Genomic DNA, 22,435 nt, shown 5'->3' on the forward strand with positions numbered 1-22,435 from the left:
CATAAGACACCTCGGTCGGCTCCCTCTCCTCCTGGGAGAGGGCTGGGGTGAGGGCAGGCGGTTTAACGCGGTAATTCAATCCGCTCGACTTCCCCCGGCACGGTCGGCCAATCCCCGGCCGCCCACTTGCGCCGCGCTTCATCGATCGCCGCCGGATCGCTCGCGACAAAATTCCAGTTGATCCTCCGTGGCCCGTCCAGTGGCGCACCGCCGAACAACACCGCGTGGCTGTCGCTCTCGGCAAACAGGCTCATCTCTTCCCCGGTCGGCAACACCACCAGTGCATGGGGTTCGACCGCTTCGCCATTCAGCTGCACATCACCACTCAACACGTACAGCGCCCGCTCTTCATGCTCGGTCGGGATCAGCAGTGTGGTCGCGGTTTGCATCTTCAATTCGGCATACAGCGTAGGAGAAAGCACCGGCACCGGCGATTCCAGGCAAAAGCCTGACCCGGCGATCATGCGGATCTGCACGCCGAGGTTATCGCTGACCGGCAAGGTCGAGGCCGGGTGGTGGCTGTAATGCCCCGGGCCTTGTTCGTGATCCTTGGGCGAGGCGAGCCAGATTTGCAGGCCGTGCATCTTGAAGCTTTGCTCCCACAGCGGTTCGGGCGTGCGCTCGACGTGAGCGATCGCGGTGCCGGCCGTCATCCAGCTGACATCGCCGGCGCTGACCACTTGATCGGAGCCCAGGCTGTCCTTGTGCTGGATCTGCCCGTCGAACAAATACGTGAGGGTCGACAGACCGATGTGCGGATGCTGTCGGATGTTCATGCCTTTGCCCGCCGGATAAACCGTTTCGAGCATGTGGTCGAAAAACACGAAAGGCCCGACGCTGCGGCATTTGGCTGACGGCAGCGGGCGCAGAATCGGCTGCCCTTCGACGTCTTCGGCGCGCGGGCGGATGATCAGGGGTTGGGTGTCCATGGTCCATTCCAGGCTGAGCGGGTGATGCGTGGAGCATAACCCGCCGGTATCGTCGGGGTGATTACTGGCTGTCGAAGCCGACGGGGGCGTGGGTTTCGATGGTGACTTCGCTGGTGGTCATCAGCTTGTGGATCGGGCAGCGATCGGCGACGCGCAGCAGTTCTTCGCGCTGGGCATCGGTGAGCACGCCTTTGAGGGTGAGGGTCACGTGCAGGGCGTATTTGCCTTTCTGTTCCTGGCTGTTGTCGCGTTTGACCTCAACGCCGACGCCGGTCAGCGGGATGTCCTTTTTCTTCGCGTACAGCTTCAGGGTCAGAGCCTTGCAGGCGCCGAGGGCGGCGTCGAAGTAATCGTGCGGCTCCGGAGCCGAGCCTTCGCCGCCGGCGGTCGTCGGGACGTCTGTAAACAGCTCATGCTCATCGATCTGTACGGTGTGGCGAAAACCTTCGGCGGACACGGTATTGACGGTAACGGTCATGTGAACCTCGCAAGCTGTAGGAAAAGGGATTCGATCAAAAAAGACCTTGCAGGTATAGAGCATTTCCCACACAGGCGCGTTCCACTTTCTTGCCGGGTGAACCCTCATTGCCCGGCGAGGGTCTAGGCTATGCCTGTCTGCCGGAGAATGCTTGTGTCCTTGTTTCGTTTGAGCCTTGCCTGCCTGATGGCTTTCACCGGCGCCGCCAGTGCCCGGGAATACACCTACAGTGACGCGCACCTGCATTACGTGGATTTTTTCCAGGAAACTGCCGGCATGCCGAAATTGCTCACGGCCATGAAGGAAAACTCCATTGAGCACGTGATGATTTCCGGCATTCCCGTGGCGAAGAAATGGCACGAAGACGAGCCGAAGCGCCCGCGTTATTACGCTGGCGATGATGCCGATGCCTATTGGTACAGCGCGACTGACGTGATCGTCGCCGACGCGGTGCAGAAGCTGACACCTGAGCAACGCCAGTACTTTCACCCGTTTCTTTCAGGCTTCAACCCCAACGACAAGAACTCCGCCACGCACATCCAGCGCATGCTCGATCTGTATCCCGGCTTGTGGCAGGGCATCGGCGAGGTCTTCACCCGTCACGACGACCTCACCGCACTGACCTCCGGCGATACGCCGCGTGCCAATAACGAAGCCATGACCCGCATCTATCACCTGGCCGCCGAGCACGATCTGCCGGTGATGCTGCATTCCAACATCACCTCCAAGCGTGAGAAGAATCCGCTGTACCTGAAGGAAATCGAAGAGCCGCTGCGTAATCATCCGCACACCCGGTTTATCTGGGCGCATGCCGGCACCAGTGCTGAAATCCATCGTCATCAGACGCAGCTGGATTTTCTGCTGCCGACCCTTACCCGAATGCTGGAGGCGTATCCGAACCTGTTCATCGATCTGTCGTGGAGCCTGCTGACGCCTTATCTGCTGGACGAAAAGAGCCAGCCGCGAGCCGAGTGGGTGCAATTGGTGGAGCGCTATCCGGATCGCTTCATGATCGGTTCGGACGTGGTCGGGCGATTCAACAAACTCGGCAAGGAAATCCATGGTTTCAAGCCGTTTCTCGACGCCTTGCCTGAGGCGGTCGCGAAAAAAATCGCACGGGACAACTTCCTGGGGATATTGCCGCGAACAGCGCTCAAGTCCGGCAAAACCGCGCTGAATCGTTAATGCTCCAGGTTCGAAGTATTAAGGCCTTTTGATATCACGTTTTGGTCTTACGCAATTTTCCAAAGGGCCGATACCTTCTAGAGCAACCAGCTGCAGGGTTGATGCAGCGCTTTTGGAAGGAACCAGAGCAATGAGTATCCGTAGTCTCAATATTGCGCCCCGAGCCGGGCTGGGTTTTGGCGTACTGGCGCTGATGGTGTTTGCCCTTGGCGCGTTTGCCCTGCTGCAGATGTCGAACATGCGCGCGCAATCCGACGAGGTCGACAATAACTGGCTGCCCAGCGTGATGGCGGTGGGCGAGATGAGTCAGGACATGCTGCGCCTGCGTGCGCTGACCATGCGCCTGTTGCTCAATCGCGATCCGCAGGCGCTGGATCAGAATGTGGCCAAGCTCAATGATTTGCGCGGTGTGCTGAGCGAAGCCCAGCAGCGTTACGACGTCCTGATCGTATTGCCCGAAGAGCGCGCGCTGTTCGACCGCTTCAAGGTTGCCGAACACAAGTACCTGGAGTTTCAGGCGCAGGTGATGACGTTATCTGCTCAGGGACGAGTGGAGGAGGCGGCCGCCATTCTCAACGGGCAGATGAGTCCGCTGGCGGATGAGATTGCAGTGACCCTGCGTGAATTGGTCGAACTGAACAAGCACAACGCCAACCTCGCCACAGAGGCCGCACGGCTGGTGTTCACCAGCTCGCGGGTGTGGGTCGGGGTGATGATCGGCATCACTGCGCTGATTACCATCGCGCTGGCGTTATTGCTGACCCGCAGCATCGTGCTGCCGCTGTCGCAATCGCTCAATGTGGCGGAAGTGGTGGCCGGTGGCGATCTGACAGGTGATATCAGCATTTCCGGCAAGGACGAGCCAGCGCGGCTGCTGCACGCGCTCAAGAGCATGCAGTACAACCTGCGTGACACCATCCGCCGGATCTCGGAGTCCTCCAGTCAACTGGCTTCGGCCTCGGAGGAGTTGAGCTGCGTCACCGAAGACGCGACGCGAGGGCTGCACCAGCAGAGCCTGGAAATTGAACAGGCGGCCACGGCGGTCAATCAGATGACCGCCGCGGTGGAGGAGGTGGCGAGCAATGCCGTCGCGACTTCCGAGGCTTCCCGTGAGTCTGATCGCATTGCCCAGCATGGTCGCGAGCAGGTCCAGCAGACGGTATCGTCCATCGAGTTGCTGGCGGACGATGTCACGGCGAATGCCACGCAGGTGGAAGATCTGGCGCAGAAGGTCTACAGCATCAGCAAGGTGCTGGATGTGATCCGCTCGATTGCCGAACAGACTAATCTGCTGGCGTTGAACGCGGCGATCGAGGCTGCGCGAGCGGGGGATGCCGGGCGGGGTTTTGCGGTGGTGGCGGACGAGGTGCGGGCGCTGGCCCATCGCACTCAGCAATCGACGCAGGAGATCGAACAGATGATCGGCGGCATCCAGCAGGGCACCGATTCGGCGGTCAGCTCGATGCAACAGAGCAACGTTCGGGCGCGCTCGACCCTGGAGTTGGCGAAGGCGGCTGGCGTGGCGCTGGAGGAAATTGCTTCGGCGTTCACCTTGATCAACGAGCGCAACCTGGTGATCGCCAGTGCGTCGGAAGAGCAGGCGGCCGTGGCGCGGGAAGTCGATCGCAACCTGATGAACATTCGTGACCTGGCGATGCAGACCTCGGCCGGGGCCAATCAGACCAGTGCCGCGAGTCAGGAGTTGTCGCGGCTGGCGGTGGATCTGAACAGCATGGTCGCCAAGTTCTCGGTTTGATCAGCGTTCGGCAGGCGAAAAAAAGCCCCGCGTTTGCGGGGCTTTTCGTTGAATCAGCTGCCTTTGACCGTCTTGCCGTTGACCGTGCCGTCGAGGAGCATGATGTTGTACTCCTTGCCGTCGGTTTCGACCTGTTGCAGGCGAACCAGCAGGTAATCCCAGTCCTTGGCGAACCACAGGACGGTGATGCGCTTGCTTTGTGTCGGATCGCGGACGCGCTCGACCTTGATCGCATCGATCTGGCCAGCCTTGGTTTCGACTTTCTCAGAACCCAGCACGCGGAAGTCGTAGGTATCGACTTCACCATCATCGACCACCTGATAGCTCATGCTTTTCTTGCCGGCGGCCACGTCATGCTGCAGCGCCAGTTGATAGGTGGATTTGTCGACCATGCCGCGGTTGAGCGGGATTTTCACCGCGTCGCCGCGGTCGGTGCCGGTCACCAGCTTGTTGGCCCAGTCGAAGTCCAGGTCAGCCTTTTTCGCCTTGCCCAGACCACCGCGTTCGAAGTGGTAGGACTGTGGCAGCAGGGTGTCCTTGTCCAGGGTGAGGGTGCTTTCCTCGGACAGGCTGGCAATCATCATCGAGGCCTTGAAGCTGAGCTTCCAGACGCCGTTGGCTTCCTTGGTCAGACTGCGTTCTGCAGTGCCGCTCATGGGCAACTGCTTCCAGTCTGCGGTGTAGCTGGCGGAGAACGGTTGAAGGTCTGCCGCCTGGGCAAAAGGCAGGGCGAGCAGAGCGCAAGCGAAGAGCAGGGCGCGACGCATAAAATCTCCTAGTTTCGAATCAAGTGACCGCTGGCCCCGAGTAGCTGGCCATCCAGTAAAGCACCTTGCTCGCCGAGGCTCAGCCGTCCTTCGGCGAACCAGCGTACGGCCATCGGGTAGATCAGGTGTTCCTGAACGTGAACCCGTTGCGCCAGACTTTGCGGCGAATCGTGCAACTCTACCGGTATTACTGCCTGTACGACCAGTGGTCCGCCATCGAGTTCCTCGGTGACGAAGTGCACGGAGCAGCCGTGTTCGGCGTCGCCGGCTTCCAGCGCGCGCTGATGCGTGTGTAACCCTTTGTATTTGGGTAGCAGCGACGGGTGGATGTTGAGCAGGCGACCCTGGTAGTGACGGACGAAGTCAGCGCTGAGAATGCGCATGAAGCCGGCCAGTACCACGAGTTTGGGGTTGAATTCGTCGATCAGTTCGATCAGCGCGGTATCGAAGGCCTCGCGGCCCTCGAATCCCTTGTGATCCAGCGAGCGGGTGGCGATACCCGCGTCACTGGCGCGTTGCAGGCCGTAGGCGTCGGCGCGGTTGGAAATCACCGCAGCGATGCGGACCGGGCTGTCGCCGGTCCGCGTGCTGTCGATCAGGGCCTGCAAGTTACTGCCGGTGCCGGACAACAGCACCACGACATCACAGGTCTGGGACATCAGTGAGCCTTGAGGTTCTTCAGTTCGACCTGAGCCGCGCCTTCGGCAGCGACAGCGATCTGACCGATGACCCAAGGCTGCTCGCCGGCGTCACGCAGGGTGTTCAGGGCCACTTCAACGTGTTCCTGAGCCACGCAGATCACCATGCCCACGCCGCAGTTCAGCACGCGGTGCATTTCGGTTTCGTCGACGTTGCCTTTCTCTTGCAGCCAGTCGAAGACGGCCGGGCGGTTCCAGCTGGCCACGTCAACCACGGCTTGAGCGCCTTTTGGCAGAACGCGCGGGATGTTGTCCAGCAGGCCGCCACCGGTGATGTGGGCCATGGCCTTGACGGCGCCGGTGTCCTTGATCAGCTTGAGCAGCGGCTTCACGTAGATGCGGGTCGGGGCCATCAGCAGTTCGGTCAGTGGCTTGCCGTCGAGCTGAACGGTTTCGATGTCGGCACCGGACACTTCGATGATCTTGCGGATCAGCGAGTAGCCGTTGGAGTGCGGACCGGACGATGGCAGGGCGATCAGGGCGTCACCGGTGGCGACTTTCGAGCCGTCGATGATTTCGGCTTTTTCCACGACACCGACGCAGAAACCGGCCAGGTCGTAGTCTTCGCCTTCGTACATGCCAGGCATTTCAGCGGTTTCGCCGCCGACCAGCGAGCAGCCAGCCAGTTCGCAGCCTGCACCGATACCGGTGACCACAGTGGCGGCCACGTCGACGTTCAGCTTGCCGGTGGCGTAGTAGTCGAGGAAGAACAGCGGCTCGGCGCCGCACACCACCAGATCGTTGACGCACATGGCGACCAGGTCCTGGCCGATGCTGTCGTGCTTGTTCAGGTTAAGCGCCAGGCGCAGCTTGGTGCCCACGCCGTCAGTACCGGAAACCAGCACCGGCTGTTTGTAACCGGCCGGGATCTCGCAGAGGGCGCCGAAACCGCCCAGGCCGCCCATGACTTCCGGGCGCGCAGTGCGCTTGGCGACGCTCTTGATGCGTTCGACCAATGCTTCACCGGCGTCGATGTCTACACCGGCGTCCTTGTAGCTCAGGGAGGGTTGCTTGCTCATGATCCAGGCCTTTAGGGGAGGGGATTCAGGGGTAACGACCGAGTTCAGCGGGAACGCCGAATCCGACAGGGGCGATTGCCTCACGCGAAGTTCGGGGTGCCCGGCTGTTGCCGGTCTGCGAAGGCGCGCGATTTTATCAGGCTTGAGGGGCAGCGGCCATCCTCACGCCGACGGGCAGGGGCATATCGGTGGAAAAATTTTGCAATTGACGCTGTGGGCGACATCACGGGTGCCTGTATAAGGAACCGTCTATCGTTAGGACTGTGCAAAAACTTACCGACCGCGTGTGAATGTTTTGCGACGGCCTGTGGTCACAGGCTTGCCACAACGGTGCACGCGGCCTGTTCCAGCCGCTCTTGTCGACGGGAATTCTCCATGCGTTTTTGTAAATGGCTGTTAGTAGGTGGCTTGTCTCTGATCAGCCTGGCGAGCCAGGCCGAAAATCTCAAAGGTCTTTATCAGGTGCGCGAACCGGTCACGGGTCAGTCGCCGGAGGAGCGTGATCGCGCGACCCAGGCTGCGCTGGATACGCTGGTGCTGCGGCTGACCGGCGACCCGAAAGCCCCGCAGAACCCGGGGCTGGCGCCGGTTCGCAAGGATCCGCAGCAGATCATCAGTCAGTTCGGTTTCGATGCTGGGCCGCCGGAAGTGCTGAAAGTCGATTTCGATCCGGGAACCACCGAGCAGGCGTTGCGCCGCGCCGGGCTGGCGCTGTGGGGTGCCAACCGGCCCTCGATCCTGAGCTGGTGGCTGAACGATTCGACCGAGGGTTCGAGTCTGGTGGGTGACGGTCAGGCCAGTGCCGCACCGTTGCGCCGCGCGGCCCAGCACCGTGGTTTGCCGTTGCGCCTGCCGCTGGCGGACTTGAGCGAGCAATTGGTCGCCACGGCGCCAGCGCTCGAGGGAGCCGACCCGGCGCCGCTGCGCAACGCTTCCGAGCGCTACAACGCTGACGCCTTGCTCGCCGTGCATGCTCGCGAAGAAAGCGGGCAGTGGCAGGCCAAATGGCAATTGTGGCTGGGCGACAAAAAAGAGGGGGGCAACGTGCAGGGCGCGGATCAGGCCGCGGTGGCCGATGCGGTGATGCTGGCGGTCACTGAACGTCTGGCGCCACGCTTTGTGGCCAAGCCGGGCGCGTCCGGCCAGCAGACCCTGGAAGTGCAGGGCATGAATCTGGAGCACTACGCAGCGCTGCTGCGGTTACTCGAACCGTTCGGCGTGCGTCTGCAGAGTGTCGATGCCGATCGCATCCTCTATCGGGTCAACGGCAGTGCCGATCAATTGCGAGCGCAATTGTCGCTGGCGAAGTTGCAGGAACTTCCGGCCGAGGCGCCGGCTCCGGTCGCTGCGCCTCAGCCTGCGGTCGCCGGGGCGCCGCCAGTTGCTGCGCCGACGCCGACACCGGCGGCGCCGTCCTTGCGGTTCCGCTGGTAGGTTTTCTTTCTTATATATAAGCAATGGAGTGTTACATGGCCGATACGCGGCGTTGGTTCTGGCTCGGTGGGGTGCTCCTGCTTTGCGCGTTTGTCTGGTTGCTGCATCCGATCCTCACGCCGTTTCTGGTGGCGCTGTTGCTCGCGTATCTGTTCGATCCGCTCGTTGATCGTCTGGAGCGCCTGGGGTTGTCCCGCACCTGGGGTGTGATCACGGTGTTCGCCTTGTTCACCCTGATCGTCACCGCGCTGTTGCTGGTGCTGGTGCCGATGCTCGCCAAGCAATTGCTGCGGCTGTATGAGCTGGCGCCGCAAATGCTCGACTGGTTGCAACACACCGCCGTGCCGTGGGCGCAATCGAAGCTGGGGCTGTCGGACGGCTTCTGGAAGTTCGACAAGGTCAAGGCCGCGATCAGCGAACACATGGGCCAGACCACCGACATCGTCGGTGTAGTGCTGAGTCAGGCGACGGCTTCGAGCCTGGCGCTGATCGGCTGGCTGGCGAATCTGGTGCTGATCCCGGTGGTGAGCTTTTACCTGCTGCGCGACTGGGACGTGATGATGGCCAAGATCCGCGGCCTGTTGCCCCGTGATCGCGAAGAGCGCGTGGTGGCGCTGGCGGGTGAATGCCATGAGGTGCTGGGCGCGTTCGTGCGCGGGCAGTTGCTGGTGATGCTGGCCTTGGGTGTGATCTATGCGGCCGGCCTGATGATTGTCGGGTTGGAACTGGGTCTGTTGATCGGTCTGATAGCAGGGCTGGCGGCGATCGTTCCGTACATGGGGTTCGTGATCGGTATTGGCGCCGCGCTGATTGCCGGGTTGTTCCAGTTCGGTGGCGATCTGTATCCGATGATCGGAATCGTCGCGGTGTTCATGGTCGGTCAGGCGCTGGAAGGCATGGTGCTGACGCCGTTGCTGGTGGGGGACCGGATCGGTCTGCATCCGGTGGCGGTGATCTTCGCGATTCTGGCCGGTGGCGAGCTGTTCGGCTTCACCGGTGTGCTGCTGGCATTGCCGGTGGCGGCGGTGATCATGGTGCTGGTGCGACACGTTCACGATCTGTACAAGGATTCCGACATCTATAGCGGGGTGGATGAGCCGGAGTTGTAATCGTGGCGCGCGGGCTGCCTGGTGGATTGCCGGGTTGGCCCGTCTCATGCAGGCCATGGCGCCAAAGAAACTGTCATAAAACCAGCACGTTAACGCAAACCTTTGATTTTGCTTGGGGTCTGTCGCATTGTGCGCTCCGCTTCACGGGTATAAACTTCGCTCACTTTACACAGAGGCCACTAACGGTTCCTTGGGAACTGTTCAGTCAGCATGAAACCGATTCAGCTGCCCCTAGGTGTGCGTCTGCGTGACGACGCCACCTTCATCAACTACTACCCAGGCGCCAATGCCGCTGCACTCGGCTATGTCGAGCGTCTATGCGAAGCCGACGCCGGCTGGACCGAAAGCCTGATCTATCTGTGGGGCAAGCACGGGGTAGGGCGCACGCATCTGTTGCAGGCCGCGTGCCTGCGCTTCGAGCAGATGGGGGAGCCGGCGGTGTACCTGCCGCTGGCCGAGTTGATGGATCGCGGCATCGAAATTCTCGACAACCTCGAACAGTACGAACTGGTCTGTCTGGATGACTTGCAGGTGATTGCCGGCAAGGCGGACTGGGAAGAGGCGATGTTTCATTTGTTCAACCGTTTGCGCGACAGCGGTCGGCGTCTGCTGATCGCCGCATCCACTTCACCGCGTGAACTGCCGATCAAACTCGCCGACCTGAAATCACGCCTGACCCTGGCGCTGATCTTCCAGATGCGTCCTCTCTCCGATGAAGACAAATTACGTGCCCTGCAATTGCGCGCATCCCGTCGCGGTCTGCACCTGACCGACGAAGTCGGGCATTTTATTTTGACTCGCGGTACCCGCAGCATGAGCGCGCTTTTCGATCTGCTGGAGCAGCTCGATCAGGCCTCTTTGCAGGCTCAGCGCAAGCTGACCATTCCCTTCCTGAAAGAAACCCTGGGCTGGTAAAACCGGGGCTTTCAGCCGGTTTCGGCATATTTCAGGCGCCAGAAAACCCGCTTTCCTGTGGGTTGCACAGGCCGCGTCTCGATTCAAATAGGCTTAAGCGCTTAGATGTTAACGAGAAACCGGGAAGTCACAAAAAGATCGATTGAATTTGCAAATGAGGCTGATAGCGGGCATAGTCTCGGCTTCTTTACAACTATCAGCCACGGTCGTGCCCATGCTAAAGCGCTTCGCACCCCTCGTGCCTCTCGCACTCGTCACCCTGTTGTTCGGTTGCGCTGCTCATTCACCTGTTAATCAAGAGCAGCAACAACAGGCTAAAAATTCTGCCACCGCCCAGTCTTCCGTTATTTACCAGGAAGAGCTGGACACCGAAAAAGAACTCGCCGACTTCAACGGCAAGAAGCCTTACCAGCTTCCGGTTCTGGCCGACAGCATCCTCGAACGCGGCATGTCCCTGATCGGCACCCGTTACCGTTTCGGCGGTACCTCTGAAGCCGGTTTCGATTGCAGCGGTTTCATCGGCTACCTGTTCCGCGAAGAAGCCGGCATGAATCTGCCGCGCTCCACCCGCGAAATGATCAACGTTGATGCGCCGCTGGTTTCGCGCAGCAACCTCGAGCCGGGCGACCTGCTGTTCTTCGCCACCAATGGTCGTCGCGGTCGTGTAAGCCACGCCGGGATCTACCTGGGCGACAACCAGTTCATCCATTCCAGCTCTCGTCGCAGCGGCGGTGTTCGCATCGACAGCCTGGGCGACAGCTACTGGAGCAAGACCTTCATCGAAGCCAAACGCGCTTTGGCGAACGCTCCAACCGTGGTTACCGCTCGCAAGTAATCACTCGATTGTCGCCACGCTCGTGGCGGCAAAGCAGCCCTTCTGAGGCAATAGACTTAAACTTTACAAGGTGAAGTTAAAGTCTTACTTGAAGTTTGCCGCGTAGCCGCTAGAATCCTGATCTATATTGATGGCAAACCGCCTGCGTCCCAACGCAGGCGGTTTTGTTTTCTATCGAATCGGCAGTCAAAGCCGCAGCCAGATCAGGATGTTCTGCATATGACGATGTCGGCCCGCTTTGCCTTGATGTTCTTCGCCGCGCTGCTCAGCGCCTGCGCCAGCCGCACTCCGCCGCCTGCGCCGGTGGTTCGCGCTCCGATCGTGTTCGGATCCTCCCAGACCTTTTCTCCCGCTGCCGAAGACGTGCTGTTCCGCGCGCTCGGGCTGGTGGGCACACCTTATCGTTGGGGTGGCAATACACCGGACTCCGGGTTTGATTGCAGCGGCCTGATCGGCTTTGTCTACCGCGATGCCGCCGGCATCAGCCTGCCGCGTTCGACCCGCGAGATGATCGTGATGCAGGCGCCGAATGTCGGCAAGGAAGGGCTGCAAACCGGCGATCTGATCTTCTTCGCCACCAATGGCGGCTCTCAGGTTAGTCATGCGGGGATCTACGTCGGGGAAGGGCGTTTCGTTCATGCGCCGGCCACCGGTGGTACGGTGAAGCTGGACAGTCTGTCGAAGGCGTATTGGCAGAAGGCTTATCTGAGCGCCAAGCGCGTTTTGCAGCCAGAGCATCTGGCGCATAACCCGTAACCCAGATACATAAAAAACCGTGGGAGCTGAATGGCTCCCACGGGTTTTTTTATGCCGGCAACACACTAGCGGGTCGCTGACACCCGCCACACCTTGTTACCCACGTCATCGGCTACCAGCAATCCACCTTGTTGGTCGATCACTACGCCGACCGGGCGACCCAAAGCGTTCTCGTCCTTGTCGAGGAAACCTGTCAGCACGTCCACTGGCGTTCCGCTCGGCTTGCCGGCGGCAAACGGTACGAAGATCACCTTGTAGCCACTGTGCGGTTTGCGGTTCCACGAGCCGTGCTGGCCGATGAATGCGCCTTCCTTGAACTGTGCCGGCAAGCGATTGCCCTCGGCGAAGGTCAGGCCCAGTGATGCGGTGTGCGGGCCGACGGCGTAGTCCGGAGCGATGGCCTTGGCCACCATGTCCGGGCGCTGTGGTTCCACGCGCACATCAACGTGCTGGCCGTAGTAGCTGAACGGCCAGCCATAGAAACCACCGTCCTTGACCGATGTGATGTAGTCCGGCACCAGATCGCTGCCAATCTCATCGCGTTCGTTGACGGCAGTCCACAGCGCACCGCTTTGCGGCTCCCAGGCCAGGCCGTTGGGGTTGCGGATGCCCGAAGCGAAAATCCGGTGGTTGCCGGTGGCGCGATCCACTTCCCAGATCGCCGCGCGGCCTTCTTCCTGATCGAGGCCGTTTTCGCCGACGTTGCTGTTCGAGCCGACGGTGACGTACAGCTTGCTGCCGTCTTTGCTGGCGATGACGTTTTTGGTCCAGTGATGGTTGAGCGTCCCGCCCGGCAGGTCGACGACCTTGATTGGCTGGCTCTTGATTTCGGTCGCGCCGGGCTCGTAGTTGAAGCGCAGCAGGCGATCGGTATCTGCCACGTACAGATCGTTGCCGACCAGGGTCATGCCGAACGGCGAGTTGAGGTTCTGCAGGAACACCGTGCGGGTCTCGGCCACGCCGTCATGATCGGCATCGCGCAGCAGGGTGATGCGGTTCGGGCTGGGAACGCCAGCACCGGCACGCCCCATGACCTTTTTCATCACCCAGCCACGAATGCCCTTGCTGTCGTCCGGTTTTGGCGGAGCGTTGGTTTCCGCCACCAGCACGTCGCCGTTGGGCAGCACGTACAGCCAGCGCGGGTGATCGAGATTCTCGGCAAAGGCTGCCACCTGCGTACCTGTCGCTGCCGTCGGTTTGGCGCCGGCCGGCCAGCCGATGGCCGGGGCGATGTTCACCGTCGGGATCAGGGTCTTGTTCGGTTCGGGCAGTTTCGGTGACGGGCCGGTGCCGTCGGAGACTTGCAGGCTGGAGGATTCACCACAGGCGGCGAGCCCTCCGGCGATCATGATGACGAAAACGAACTGGGGCTTGCGCATTGCTGATCTTCCCTATGAATGCATTCCTAAACATAGAGAAGCGCACAAGCCCGATGGTTCAACCCTCAGCCGCGGGCTTCCTTGAACAGCACGGCAATGCCGGGGTGATAGTTGCCGGCTTCGCTGCGCAATTTGCGGTAGGCGTAAGGGAAGTACCAGGCGACGGCGCAGGTGTGTTCCTTTTGCAGGTCGTCGACCATGTCCTGCAACTCTTCCGGGCTGGCGCTGTGCTGGGCCTTTTGCGGGGCGACGAACAGACAACCGAGTTTCAGGTCGCTGGCGTAGCTGATGCGCTTGGCGTCGCTGGTGATATCCGCCAGGGCCTGCGTCAGATTCAGGCTGGTGACGCGTGGCCAGCGTTGGGTGGCCTGAATGAAGGCGCGATCCTCGGCACCGGCGATAAACAGGTCGGCGCGGGCATTGCGCTCGCCTTCTTCGTTTTGTTTGCGGGTGGCGGTGTCGCGCAGGGTGACCAGTTCGGCCATCCACGCAGCGGCCGACAGCAGGCCGAGGTTGGCTTTTTCGTCATGCCAGTAGGGCGTGTCATTGTCGCCGCGCACGGCGTTGTAGCGGTCGATACAGTCAAACCAGCGTTCCAGCACCGGGCGCAGGAATTCCAGCCGCGGATTGCTGATGATCATGCCTTGCATGGTGCTCTCCCTTGTTATTGTGATGTGCTCTCTGCAGTCAAAAAGCATGGCTCTTTGATATCACTGCTGGCAGTGTGGCACAAGATTGGCGTCAGTTAATTGATCGACGGCAGTTATTCGCCGCACAAGCCCCTCTTCAATTGACGCTCCACCCCCAACCCTCTAACCTTCGCGGCTTGTTTCAGGTGCTCTGTGGCGCATGTCGACAGAGTGAAACAGGGAAGCCGGTGAGGCGGGTCTTCAAGCGATGAACCCTCACGATCCCGGCGCTGCCCCCGCAACGGTAAATGAGTAAAAGCTGCGTCTGATGCCACTGCTTAACAGCGGGAAGGCGCGCAGCCAGGCACCAGCCGCTCATGAGCCCGGAGACCGGCCTGATCCATCCAGCGGCATCACGGTGGGCGATGCCAGGCTTGTTGCCGTCTATTCTTGTGCCTGCCCGCCGTTATCCAGCCTCAACGGAGAGCTCCCCCATGACTGATTCCCCCGAACGCGACGAGCGCCACCTGGCGCGCATGCAGCGCAAAAAAGCCGTGATCGATGAGCGCATCGCCAATTCGCCAGACGAATGCGGCCTGGTGCTGGTGCTGACCGGCAACGGCAAAGGCAAAAGCAGCTCGGCGTTCGGTATGCTCGCCCGCGCCATGGGCCACGGCATGCAGTGCGGTGTGGTGCAGTTCATCAAGGGGCGCAACAGCACCGGCGAAGAACTGTTCTTCCGCCGCTTCCCCGAGCAAGTGCGTTTTCATGTGATGGGCGAGGGCTTCACCTGGGAAACCCAGGACCGCCAGCGCGACATCGCCGCCGCCGAAGCGGCCTGGGAAGTCTCCCGCGAACTGCTGCGTGATCCGTCGATCGGTCTGGTGGTGCTCGATGAACTGAACATCGCCCTCAAGCACGGTTACCTCGATCTGGATCAGGTACTCAGCGATCTGCAAGCGCGTCCGCCGATGCAGCACGTGATCGTCACCGGCCGCGCTGCCAAGCCGGAAATGCTCGAGATGGGCGACACCGTCACCGAAATGGGCATGATCAAGCACGCCTTCCAGGCCGGCATCAAAGCGCAGAAAGGCGTCGAACTTTGAATCAACCACGTCACTGCCCGGCGGTACTGATCGCCGCACCGGCCTCCGGCCAGGGCAAGACCACTGTCACCGCCGCGCTGGCCCGTCTGCATCGCAATCAGGGGCGCAAGGTTCGCGTGTTCAAATGCGGCCCGGACTTTCTCGACCCGATGATCCTTGAGCGCGCCAGCGGTGCGCCGGTCTATCAACTGGACATGTGGATGGTCGGCGAGCAGGAAAGTCGTCGCCTGTTGTGGGAAGCCGCCGCGGAAGCCGATCTGATTCTGATCGAAGGCGTGATGGGCCTGTTCGACGGCACGCCGTCGAGCGCCGATCTGGCGCGGCATTTCGGCGTTCCGGTACTTGGCGTGATTGACGGCACGGCCATGGCCCAGACCTTCGGCGCACTGGCGCTAGGCCTGGCGCGCTATCAGCCGGATCTGCCGTTCGCCGGCGTGCTGGCCAATCGTGTCGGCACGGTGCGCCATGCGCAGTTGCTGGAAGGCAGCCTCACCGAAGGCCTGCGCTGGTACGGCGCATTGTCCCGGGAAACCGGGATCGAACTGCCGAGCCGTCATCTGGGGCTGGTGCAGGCCAGCGAACTCAATGACCTCGACCTGCGCCTCGACGCCGCCGCCGAAGCATTGGCCGGCACTTGCGAGGTAGCGCTGCCACCCGCCGTGGAGTTCGCCGCGCCAGCAATCGTTGAGACAGAAAAACTACTAGAAGGCGTACGAATTGCCGTCGCCCGCGACGAAGCCTTTGCCTTCACCTACGGCGCCAGTCTCGATCTGTTGCGGGCGATGGGCGCCGAGTTAAGTTTCTTCTCGCCGATCCGCGATACGCAATTGCCCGACGCCGACAGTCTGTACCTGCCAGGCGGTTATCCGGAATTGCACCACGTTGCCTTGTCGCAGAACGCCGACATGCTCAAAGCGATCCGCGCGCATCATGCGGCCGGCAAACCGCTGCTCGCCGAATGTGGAGGCATGCTGTACCTGCTCGACTCGCTGACCGATGTCGAAGGCACCCGCGCTGATTTGGTCGGCTTGTTGAGTGGCGACGCCGTGATGCAAAAGCGCCTCGCCGCACTGGCGCTGCAAGAGGTCGACCTGCCGGAAGGTCTGCTGCGCGGCCACACCTATCACCATTCCCTGACCACCACCGAACTGACGCCGATTGCCCGTGGCCACAGCCCCAACGGCGGGCGCGGTGCCGAAGCGGTGTATCGGCAAGGACGGATGACCGCCTCGTACGTGCATTTTTACTTCCCGTCGAATCCGTCGGCGATTGCCGCACTGTTGGTGCCATGACCGACAACGCCTTCACTGACGCCGAGCGCGAAGCGGTCTACCGCGCCATCGCCGAACGCCGCGACATGCGCCACTTCAGCGGCGGTACGGTCGAGCGTGACGTGTTGCGACGATTGCTTGAAGCCGCACACCAGGCACCGAGCGTCGGCCTGATGCAGCCGTGGCGCTTCATCCGTATCAGCGACCGCGCGCTACGTGGCCAGATCCAGAACCTTGTTGAAGAAGAACGTGTGCGTACCGCCGAAGCCCTCGGCAAGCGCAGTGACGAATTCATGAAACTCAAGGTCGAGGGCATCAACGACTGCGCCGAAGTGTTGGTCGCCGCGTTGATGGATGATCGCGAGCGGCATATTTTCGGTCGTCGCACGCTGCCGGAAATGGACATGGCGTCGTTGTCCTGCGCAATCCAGAATCTCTGGCTCGCCGCGCGTGCCGAAGGCCTGGGCATGGGCTGGGTGTCGCTGTTCGAGCCACAGGCGCTGGCCGATCTGCTGAAACTGCCGGCCGGGGCCAAGCCGCTGGCGGTGCTTTGCCTGGGGCCGGTCAAGGAATTCTATCCGGCGCCGATGCTGGTACTCGAAGGGTGGGCGCAGGCGCGTCCGCTCAATGAGCTGCTGTATGAAAATTATTGGGGAGTGAGTCAATGAGTGTGGCGTTGTTGAGTGTCGCCGCGGTTGCGCTGGACGCGCTGCTGGGTGAACCGAAACGCTGGCATCCGCTGGTGGCGTTCGGCAATTTCGCCGGGCGCATCGAGCAACGTTTCAATAGCGCTGGTCGTGGCTGGCGCAGCCATGGTGTCACCGCGTGGGTGATCGCGGTGCTGCCGCTGACCCTGCTGGTCACGGCGTTTTCCTGGGCGCCGTATGTGGGCTGGGTCGTCGAGATTCTTGCGCTGTATTGCGCCCTCGGCATGCGCAGCCTGGGTGAGCACGTCGAGCCGGTGGCCAAGGCTTTGCGCGCCGATGATCTGGAGGAGGCGCGCAAGCGTGTGGGTTATCTGGTCAGCCGTCAGACCGATGAGCTGGACAGCACCGCCGTCGCCCGCGCCGCCACTGAATCGGTGCTGGAGAACGGCAGCGATGCGGTGTTCGCCGCGCTGTTCTGGTTTGCCGTGGCCGGTGCGCCGGGCGTGGTGCTCTATCGTCTGAGCAATACGCTCGACGCGATGTGGGGCTATCGCAACGAGCGCTTCGAGCGTTTCGGCTGGGCAGCGGCAAAAATCGACGACGTCCTCAACTACATTCCTGCACGGCTGGTGGCGTTGACCTACGCGCTGCTCGGCAAAACCCGACTGGCGCTGAAATGCTGGCGGACTCAGGCGCCGAAATGGGACAGCCCGAACGCCGGCCCGGTGATGGCCGCCGGCGCGGGTGCCTTGGGCGTCGAGCTGGGTGGTCCGGCGATTTACCACGGCGAGCTGCACGAGCGTCCGCAACTGGGCGAGGGCGTGCCGGCGGATGCCGATTCCATTGATCGCGGCTGGCAATTGGTCCAGCGCGGGGTATGGTTATGGCTGCTGATTCTCTGCGTGGGGGCTGAATTCTATGCTTGAGCACGGTGGCCGGTTGCGCAGGGCGGCGCTCGAATACGGCATCGCGGAAGAAGACTGGCTCGACCTGTCCACGGGTCTGGCGCCATGGCCGTTTCCGGTCCCGGATATTCCGCTTCGGGCGTGGGCGCGCTTGCCGGAAAACGATGACGGTCTGGAGCAGGCCGCCTGCGATTATTACGGTGCCAGCCAGGTGCTGCCGGTGGCCGGTTCGCAGATGGCCATTCAACTGCTGCCGCGATTGCGTCGCGCCGGTAAGGTCGGCGTGCTCTCACCGTGTTATGCCGAGCATGCCGAAGCCTGGCGGCGCAGCGGCTATATCGTGCGCGAGGTGCTGGAGCAGGAAGTCGACTTCTTTCTCGACAGCCTCGACGTGTTGGTGGTGGTCAATCCGAACAATCCAACAGGTCTGAATCTGACCCCGGCACGTCTGCTCGACTGGCACGCACGGCTGGCCCAGCGCGGCGGCTGGCTGGTGGTCGACGAAGCGTTCATGGACAACACGCCGCAGCTGAGTCTCGCCCCGCATGCGCATCAGGTTGGGTTGATCGTGCTGCGCTCGTTCGGCAAGTTTTTCGGTCTGGCCGGTGTGCGGCTGGGCTTCGTGCTGGCCGAGCGCAAGTTGCTCAGGTTGCTGGCCGAACAGGTCGGCCCTTGGGCGGTCAGCGGACCGACGCGGGTGCTGGGTCAGGCCTGTTTGCGCGACACCGAAGGCCACACGCGTCAGCGGATTCGCAGCGACGAGGCCAGCGAACGGCTGGCTGCGTTGCTTGAGCGCCACGGCTTCAAACCGCAGGGCGGCTGCGCACTGTTTCAGTGGCTGATCACCGAACAGGCCGCCGCGTTGCACGAATTCATGGCCCGCCGCGGCATTCTTCTGCGCCTGTTCGCGCACAACAGCAGCCTGCGTTTCGGGCTGCCCGCCGATGCCGCCGACGAGGCGCGCCTTGAGCAAGCCCTGCAAGCATTCGCCAAGCATTGCTCCATGGAAAAACCAGCATGACCACATTAATGGTGCAGGGCACCACCTCCGACGCCGGCAAAAGCACGCTGGTGACGGCGCTCTGCCGCTGGGCCACCCGCCAGGGCGTTGCCGCGGTGCCGTTCAAGCCGCAGAACATGGCGCTCAACAGCGCGGTGACTGCCGACGGCGGCGAGATCGGTCGCGCGCAAGCGGTGCAGGCCCAGGCGGCGTTTCTCGAACCGCACACCGACATGAATCCGGTGCTGCTCAAACCCAACAGCGACACCGGCGCCCAGGTCATCATCCACGGCCGCGCGGTCACCAGCATGAACGCCGTCGCCTATCACGACTACAAAGCCATCGCCATGCAGGCCGTGCTCGCTTCCCACGAGCGCTTGAGCGCCGCGTATCCGCTGGTGATGGTCGAAGGTGCGGGCTCGCCAGCCGAGATCAATCTGCGTGCCGGCGACATCGCCAACATGGGCTTCGCCGAAGCGGTGGATTGTCCGGTGCTGCTGATCGCCGATATCAATCGTGGCGGGGTGTTTGCCCATCTGGTGGGCACGCTGGAACTGCTGTCGCCGAGCGAGCAGGCGCGGGTCAAAGGCTTCATCATCAACCGTTTTCGCGGCGACATCGCCTTGCTGCAACCGGGCCTCGACTGGCTGGAACAGCGCACCGGCAAACCGGTGGTGGGCGTGCTGCCGTACGTGATGGACCTGCATCTGGAAGCCGAGGACGGCATCGACCAGCGCCAGACCGATAAGGCCGAGCAAGTCCTGAAAGTGGTGGTGCCGGTGCTGCCGCGCATCAGCAACCACACCGATTTCGATCCGCTGCGTCTGCATCCACAGGTGGATCTGCAATTCGTAGGGCCCGGACAAACAATTCCACCCGCCGACCTGATCATCCTGCCGGGCTCGAAAAGCGTGCGCAGTGACCTGGCGTATCTGCGCGCCAATGGTTGGGAATCGGCCATCCGCCGTCACCTTCGTTACGGCGGCAAGCTGTTGGGGATCTGCGGCGGTCTGCAAATGCTCGGCGAGCAGGTGCACGATCCGCTGGGCCTTGAAGGCGCGCCAGGTTCCAGCGCCGGTCTGGGGCTGCTGGCGTTTGAAACGCAGCTCGAAGCCGAGAAGCAATTGCGCAATGTGCGCGGGCGTCTGGCGCTGGAAGATGCCGAGGTCAGCGGTTATGAAATTCATGCCGGCGTGACGACAGGAACTGCGTTGGAAAATGCTGCTGTGCATCTGGACGACGGTCGTTGCGACGGCGCGCAAAGTCTCGACGGGCAGATTTTCGGCACCTACCTGCATGGCCTGTTCGAATCGCCGGCGGCCAGTGCGGCGCTGTTGCGCTGGGCCGGCCTGAACGATGTACAGGAAGTGGATTACCACGGCCTGCGCGAACGCGATATCGAGCGGCTGGCGGATCTGGTGGAGAAGCACCTGGATACCGGGCTGTTACGTGAACTCTGTGGAATCTCCCCATGCTCCAGTTGATCCTCGGCGGCGCCCGCTCCGGCAAAAGTCGCCTCGCCGAAAAACTCGCCACTGACAGCGCGCTGGCCGTGACATACATCGCTACCAGCCAGCCGCTGGATGGCGAGATGAATGAGCGTGTCGCTCATCATCGCGCCCGCCGTCCCGCTGAATGGGGGCTGATCGAAGAACCGCTGGAACTGGCCCGTGTCCTGCGCGAAACCGCCAGTGCCGAGCGTTGCCTGCTGGTGGATTGCCTGACGCTGTGGCTGACCAATCTGCTGATGCTCGACGACGCCGAACGCCTCGCCGCCGAACGCGAAGCCCTGCTCGAATGCCTGGCGTCGCTGCCGGGTGAAATCATTTTTGTCAGCAACGAGACCGGAATGGGTGTCGTGCCGCTGGGCGAATTGACTCGCCGCTACGTCGATGAAGCCGGTTGGCTGCATCAAGCTCTGGCCGAGCGTTGTCAGCGAGTCGTCCTGACGGTCGCCGGCCTGCCTCTGACTCTGAAAGGACCTGCGTTATGACCCAAGCCTGGTGGCTGAACCCGTGCAAACCGGTGGATACGGACGCCGTTGAAAACGCGGCGGCGCGTCAGCAGCAATTGACCAAACCCGCCGGCTCGCTCGGTCAGCTTGAATCGGTGGCGGTGCAACTGGCCGGATTGCAGGGCCAGGTCAAACCGACACTCGATCAGGTCTGGATTTCGATTTTTGCCGGTGACCACGGTGTTGTCGCCGAAGGGGTTTCCGCATTTCCGCAGGAGGTCACCGGGCAGATGCTGCTGAATTTCGTCAGCGGCGGCGCGGCGATCAGCGTGCTGGCGCGGCAACTTGGCGCGCAGCTGGAAGTGGTGGATCTGGGCACAGTGACCCCGTCGCTGAATCTTCCGGGCGTGCGTCACCTGAACATCGGCCCGGGCACGGCGAATTTCGCCAAGGGCGCGGCGATGACTCGGGCCCAGGGTGAACTCGCCTTGCAGGGCGGCCGTGACAGCGTGCTGCGCGCGAAGGCTGCTGGTGCGCAATTGTTCATCGGCGGCGAAATGGGCATCGGCAACACCACTGCCGCCAGTGCGCTGGCCTGTGCGCTGCTCGATTGCCCGGTGGCGCATTTGACCGGTCCTGGCACCGGGCTGAATGCCGAAGGCGTCAGCCACAAGGCGCAGGTGATCGAGCGGGCGCTGGCCCTGCACGCAGCACAGCGCGGCGATGCGTTGCAGACCCTGTTCAATCTCGGCGGCTTCGAGATTGCGGCTTTGGTCGGCACGTATCTGGCTTGCGCTCAGGAAGGTGTGGCGGTGCTGGTGGACGGGTTCATCTGCACGGTCGCCGCGCTGGTGGCAGTACGCCTGAATCCGGCCTGCCGTGAGTGGCTGCTGTTCGGGCATCGCGGGGCCGAGCCGGGTCATCGACATGTGCTGGAAACCCTCGGCGCTGAACCGCTGCTCGAACTGGGCCTGCGTCTGGGCGAGGGCAGTGGCGCCGCGCTGGCGGTGCCGTTGCTGCGTCTGGCCTGCGACCTGCACGGGCAGATGGCGACCTTCGCCGAAGCCGCCGTGGCGGACCGCCCGGCATGACCTTGCGTCTGGATCTGCTGCGCCACGGTGAAACCGAACTCGGCGGCGGCCTGCGCGGCAGCCTCGACGATGCGTTGACCGAAAAAGGCTGGGCGCAGATGCGCGAGGCGGTGAGCGGGCAGGGGCCGTGGGATCGGCTGGTCAGTTCGCCGTTGCAGCGTTGCGCGCGGTTTGCTGAAGAGTTGAGCGCGCAACGTGATCTGCCGGTGTCACTGGACAAGAATCTGCAAGAACTGCATTTCGGTGCCTGGGAAGGGCAGAGCGCGGCGGCGTTGATGGAAACCGATGCCGAGGGCCTGGGCTTGTTCTGGGCAGATCCCTATGCGTTTACCCCGCCGCAGGGTGAGCCGGTCAGCGACTTTTCGGCGCGGGTGCTGGCAGCGGTGATGCGACTGCACGCGGCGCACGCGGGTGAGCGGGTGTTGCTGGTCAGTCATGGCGGCGTCATGCGTCTGTTGCTGGCGCAGGCCCGTGGCTTGCCCCGTGAACAACTGCTGAATGTCGAAGTCGCTCACGGCGCGCTGTTTTCGCTGATCGTCGAGGCCGACGGTTCGCTCAGGGAAGTGCTCTGA

22 protein-coding genes, 1 pseudogene and 1 riboswitch are annotated in these 22,435 nt (G+C 62.2%); of the genes and pseudogenes, 16 read left to right on the plus strand and 7 right to left on the minus strand.

All coding sequences use genetic code 11. The features are described from left to right. Positions 1–62: 62 nt before the first annotated feature. Together AC07XZ_RS15125 and AC07XZ_RS15130 are read right to left on the minus strand one after the other, a co-directional pair. Positions 63–929, minus strand: coding sequence for a pirin family protein (locus AC07XZ_RS15125; protein ID WP_085747075.1), 867 nt, complete (start codon positions 927–929; stop codon positions 63–65). A 61-nt stretch (positions 930–990) separates the two neighbouring features. Then, entirely contained in the window at positions 991–1,407 is a 417-nt protein-coding gene (locus AC07XZ_RS15130; protein ID WP_039769799.1) for an OsmC family protein, read from the minus strand. Between the two features lie 129 nt (positions 1,408–1,536). Between AC07XZ_RS15130 and AC07XZ_RS15135 the strand changes: the two genes are divergently transcribed. Further along, positions 1,537–2,592 carry an amidohydrolase family protein gene (locus AC07XZ_RS15135; RefSeq protein ID WP_102687974.1) on the plus strand — a complete coding sequence of 352 codons (1,056 nt, stop codon included), beginning with the start codon at positions 1,537–1,539 and terminating at the stop codon, positions 2,590–2,592. Between the two features lie 130 nt (positions 2,593–2,722). Next, positions 2,723–4,348 (plus strand): methyl-accepting chemotaxis protein, encoded by a 1,626-nt coding sequence (locus tag AC07XZ_RS15140; RefSeq protein WP_102687975.1) that lies wholly within the window; start codon positions 2,723–2,725, stop codon positions 4,346–4,348. A gap of 53 nt (positions 4,349–4,401) precedes the next feature. Here AC07XZ_RS15140 and AC07XZ_RS15145 read toward each other — a convergent pair whose 3' ends face one another. Genes AC07XZ_RS15145 through purM form a run of 3 tightly spaced genes read right to left on the minus strand, consistent with a single transcriptional unit; the run spans position 4,402 to position 6,832 of the window. After that, on the minus strand, positions 4,402–5,115 hold the full coding sequence (locus AC07XZ_RS15145) for a DUF3108 domain-containing protein (protein ID WP_085747072.1): 714 nt from the start codon (positions 5,113–5,115) through the stop codon (positions 4,402–4,404). An 8-nt stretch (positions 5,116–5,123) separates the two neighbouring features. Continuing rightward, the gene (gene purN, locus AC07XZ_RS15150) at positions 5,124–5,774 is read right to left on the minus strand and encodes a phosphoribosylglycinamide formyltransferase (RefSeq protein WP_085608847.1); all 651 of its coding nucleotides are present in this window, start codon (positions 5,772–5,774) and stop codon (positions 5,124–5,126) included. After that, positions 5,774–6,832 (minus strand): phosphoribosylformylglycinamidine cyclo-ligase, encoded by a 1,059-nt coding sequence (purM, locus tag AC07XZ_RS15155; protein WP_007950393.1) that lies wholly within the window; start codon positions 6,830–6,832, stop codon positions 5,774–5,776. Before purM ends, purN begins: the two co-directional genes overlap by 1 nt. A gap of 375 nt (positions 6,833–7,207) precedes the next feature. Between purM and AC07XZ_RS15160 the strand changes: the two genes are divergently transcribed. The 5 genes from AC07XZ_RS15160 (at position 7,208) to AC07XZ_RS15180 (ending at position 11,881) form a co-directional block, all read left to right on the plus strand. Continuing rightward, a complete protein-coding gene (locus AC07XZ_RS15160; RefSeq protein ID WP_102687976.1) occupies positions 7,208–8,266 on the plus strand; it encodes a DUF2066 domain-containing protein in 1,059 nt (352 codons plus the stop codon). Between the two features lie 35 nt (positions 8,267–8,301). After that, positions 8,302–9,375 (plus strand): AI-2E family transporter, encoded by a 1,074-nt coding sequence (locus tag AC07XZ_RS15165; RefSeq protein ID WP_007950395.1) that lies wholly within the window; start codon positions 8,302–8,304, stop codon positions 9,373–9,375. A gap of 210 nt (positions 9,376–9,585) precedes the next feature. Further along, complete coding sequence (gene hda, locus AC07XZ_RS15170; protein WP_007950396.1) at positions 9,586–10,290, plus strand: DnaA regulatory inactivator Hda; 705 nt, start codon at positions 9,586–9,588, stop codon at positions 10,288–10,290. Between the two features lie 214 nt (positions 10,291–10,504). Then, entirely contained in the window at positions 10,505–11,125 is a 621-nt protein-coding gene (locus tag AC07XZ_RS15175; RefSeq protein ID WP_007950397.1) for a C40 family peptidase, read from the plus strand. 219 nt (positions 11,126–11,344) lie between these two features. Further along, the gene (locus tag AC07XZ_RS15180; protein WP_039769812.1) at positions 11,345–11,881 is read left to right on the plus strand and encodes a C40 family peptidase; all 537 of its coding nucleotides are present in this window, start codon (positions 11,345–11,347) and stop codon (positions 11,879–11,881) included. A gap of 65 nt (positions 11,882–11,946) precedes the next feature. On the opposite strand, the gene AC07XZ_RS15185 is transcribed toward AC07XZ_RS15180, so the two are convergent. Then, on the minus strand, positions 11,947–13,260 hold the full coding sequence (locus AC07XZ_RS15185; RefSeq protein WP_102687977.1) for a PQQ-dependent sugar dehydrogenase: 1,314 nt from the start codon (positions 13,258–13,260) through the stop codon (positions 11,947–11,949). A 65-nt stretch (positions 13,261–13,325) separates the two neighbouring features. Next, on the minus strand, positions 13,326–13,910 hold the full coding sequence (locus tag AC07XZ_RS15190) for a hypothetical protein (RefSeq protein WP_039769816.1): 585 nt from the start codon (positions 13,908–13,910) through the stop codon (positions 13,326–13,328). Between the two features lie 166 nt (positions 13,911–14,076). Further along, positions 14,077–14,302: riboswitch (cobalamin riboswitch) on the plus strand. A gap of 81 nt (positions 14,303–14,383) precedes the next feature. On the opposite strand from AC07XZ_RS15190, the gene cobO reads away from it, so the two are divergent. The 9 genes and pseudogenes from cobO (at position 14,384) to cobC (ending at position 22,435) form a co-directional block, all read left to right on the plus strand. Then, positions 14,384–14,995 (plus strand): cob(I)yrinic acid a,c-diamide adenosyltransferase, encoded by a 612-nt coding sequence (gene cobO / locus AC07XZ_RS15195; protein ID WP_064378669.1) that lies wholly within the window; start codon positions 14,384–14,386, stop codon positions 14,993–14,995. After that, on the plus strand, positions 14,992–16,287 hold the full coding sequence (locus AC07XZ_RS15200; protein WP_102687978.1) for a cobyrinic acid a,c-diamide synthase CobB: 1,296 nt from the start codon (positions 14,992–14,994) through the stop codon (positions 16,285–16,287). The genes cobO and AC07XZ_RS15200 overlap by 4 nt, the downstream gene beginning before the upstream one ends. After that, entirely contained in the window at positions 16,284–16,934 is a 651-nt protein-coding gene (bluB, locus tag AC07XZ_RS15205; protein WP_102687979.1) for a 5,6-dimethylbenzimidazole synthase, read from the plus strand. Before AC07XZ_RS15200 ends, bluB begins: the two co-directional genes overlap by 4 nt. Next, positions 16,931–17,839, plus strand: a complete 909-nt coding sequence (cbiB, locus tag AC07XZ_RS15210; protein WP_102687980.1) for an adenosylcobinamide-phosphate synthase CbiB — start codon at positions 16,931–16,933, stop codon at positions 17,837–17,839. Before bluB ends, cbiB begins: the two co-directional genes overlap by 4 nt. Next, positions 17,832–18,839, plus strand: coding sequence for a threonine-phosphate decarboxylase CobD (gene cobD, locus AC07XZ_RS15215; RefSeq protein WP_011333142.1), 1,008 nt, complete (start codon positions 17,832–17,834; stop codon positions 18,837–18,839). Before cbiB ends, cobD begins: the two co-directional genes overlap by 8 nt. Then, positions 18,836–20,294 (plus strand): annotated as a pseudogene (locus AC07XZ_RS15220) (cobyric acid synthase); the annotation flags it as partial. The gene cobD and the pseudogene AC07XZ_RS15220, both read left to right, overlap by 4 nt. Next, positions 20,290–20,811: a bifunctional adenosylcobinamide kinase/adenosylcobinamide-phosphate guanylyltransferase gene (gene cobU, locus AC07XZ_RS15225; protein ID WP_102687982.1), complete on the plus strand. Its 522-nt coding sequence runs from the start codon at positions 20,290–20,292 to the stop codon at positions 20,809–20,811. The pseudogene AC07XZ_RS15220 and the gene cobU, both read left to right, overlap by 5 nt. Further along, entirely contained in the window at positions 20,808–21,863 is a 1,056-nt protein-coding gene (gene cobT / locus AC07XZ_RS15230) for a nicotinate-nucleotide--dimethylbenzimidazole phosphoribosyltransferase (RefSeq protein WP_102687983.1), read from the plus strand. The genes cobU and cobT overlap by 4 nt, the downstream gene beginning before the upstream one ends. After that, positions 21,860–22,435 carry an alpha-ribazole phosphatase family protein gene (gene cobC, locus AC07XZ_RS15235; protein WP_102687984.1) on the plus strand — a complete coding sequence of 192 codons (576 nt, stop codon included), beginning with the start codon at positions 21,860–21,862 and terminating at the stop codon, positions 22,433–22,435. Before cobT ends, cobC begins: the two co-directional genes overlap by 4 nt.

This window comes from Pseudomonas sp. GW458-11-26-14-LB4, from assembly GCF_059423925.1.

Coding starts and splice junctions, on each gene's coding strand:
- AC07XZ_RS15125 (WP_085747075.1), bottom strand. CDS start 929: ATGGACACCCAACCCCTGATCATCCGCCCGCGCGCCGAAGACGTCGAA.
- AC07XZ_RS15130 (WP_039769799.1), bottom strand. CDS start 1,407: ATGACCGTTACCGTCAATACCGTGTCCGCCGAAGGTTTTCGCCACACC.
- AC07XZ_RS15135 (WP_102687974.1), top strand. CDS start 1,537: ATGCCTGTCTGCCGGAGAATGCTTGTGTCCTTGTTTCGTTTGAGCCTT.
- AC07XZ_RS15140 (WP_102687975.1), top strand. CDS start 2,723: ATGAGTATCCGTAGTCTCAATATTGCGCCCCGAGCCGGGCTGGGTTTT.
- AC07XZ_RS15145 (WP_085747072.1), bottom strand. CDS start 5,115: ATGCGTCGCGCCCTGCTCTTCGCTTGCGCTCTGCTCGCCCTGCCTTTT.
- purN (WP_085608847.1), bottom strand. CDS start 5,774: ATGTCCCAGACCTGTGATGTCGTGGTGCTGTTGTCCGGCACCGGCAGT.
- purM (WP_007950393.1), bottom strand. CDS start 6,832: ATGAGCAAGCAACCCTCCCTGAGCTACAAGGACGCCGGTGTAGACATC.
- AC07XZ_RS15160 (WP_102687976.1), top strand. CDS start 7,208: ATGCGTTTTTGTAAATGGCTGTTAGTAGGTGGCTTGTCTCTGATCAGC.
- AC07XZ_RS15165 (WP_007950395.1), top strand. CDS start 8,302: ATGGCCGATACGCGGCGTTGGTTCTGGCTCGGTGGGGTGCTCCTGCTT.
- hda (WP_007950396.1), top strand. CDS start 9,586: ATGAAACCGATTCAGCTGCCCCTAGGTGTGCGTCTGCGTGACGACGCC.
- AC07XZ_RS15175 (WP_007950397.1), top strand. CDS start 10,505: ATGCTAAAGCGCTTCGCACCCCTCGTGCCTCTCGCACTCGTCACCCTG.
- AC07XZ_RS15180 (WP_039769812.1), top strand. CDS start 11,345: ATGACGATGTCGGCCCGCTTTGCCTTGATGTTCTTCGCCGCGCTGCTC.
- AC07XZ_RS15185 (WP_102687977.1), bottom strand. CDS start 13,260: ATGCGCAAGCCCCAGTTCGTTTTCGTCATCATGATCGCCGGAGGGCTC.
- AC07XZ_RS15190 (WP_039769816.1), bottom strand. CDS start 13,910: ATGCAAGGCATGATCATCAGCAATCCGCGGCTGGAATTCCTGCGCCCG.
- cobO (WP_064378669.1), top strand. CDS start 14,384: ATGACTGATTCCCCCGAACGCGACGAGCGCCACCTGGCGCGCATGCAG.
- bluB (WP_102687979.1), top strand. CDS start 16,284: ATGACCGACAACGCCTTCACTGACGCCGAGCGCGAAGCGGTCTACCGC.
- cbiB (WP_102687980.1), top strand. CDS start 16,931: ATGAGTGTGGCGTTGTTGAGTGTCGCCGCGGTTGCGCTGGACGCGCTG.
- cobD (WP_011333142.1), top strand. CDS start 17,832: ATGCTTGAGCACGGTGGCCGGTTGCGCAGGGCGGCGCTCGAATACGGC.
- cobU (WP_102687982.1), top strand. CDS start 20,290: ATGCTCCAGTTGATCCTCGGCGGCGCCCGCTCCGGCAAAAGTCGCCTC.
- cobT (WP_102687983.1), top strand. CDS start 20,808: ATGACCCAAGCCTGGTGGCTGAACCCGTGCAAACCGGTGGATACGGAC.
- cobC (WP_102687984.1), top strand. CDS start 21,860: ATGACCTTGCGTCTGGATCTGCTGCGCCACGGTGAAACCGAACTCGGC.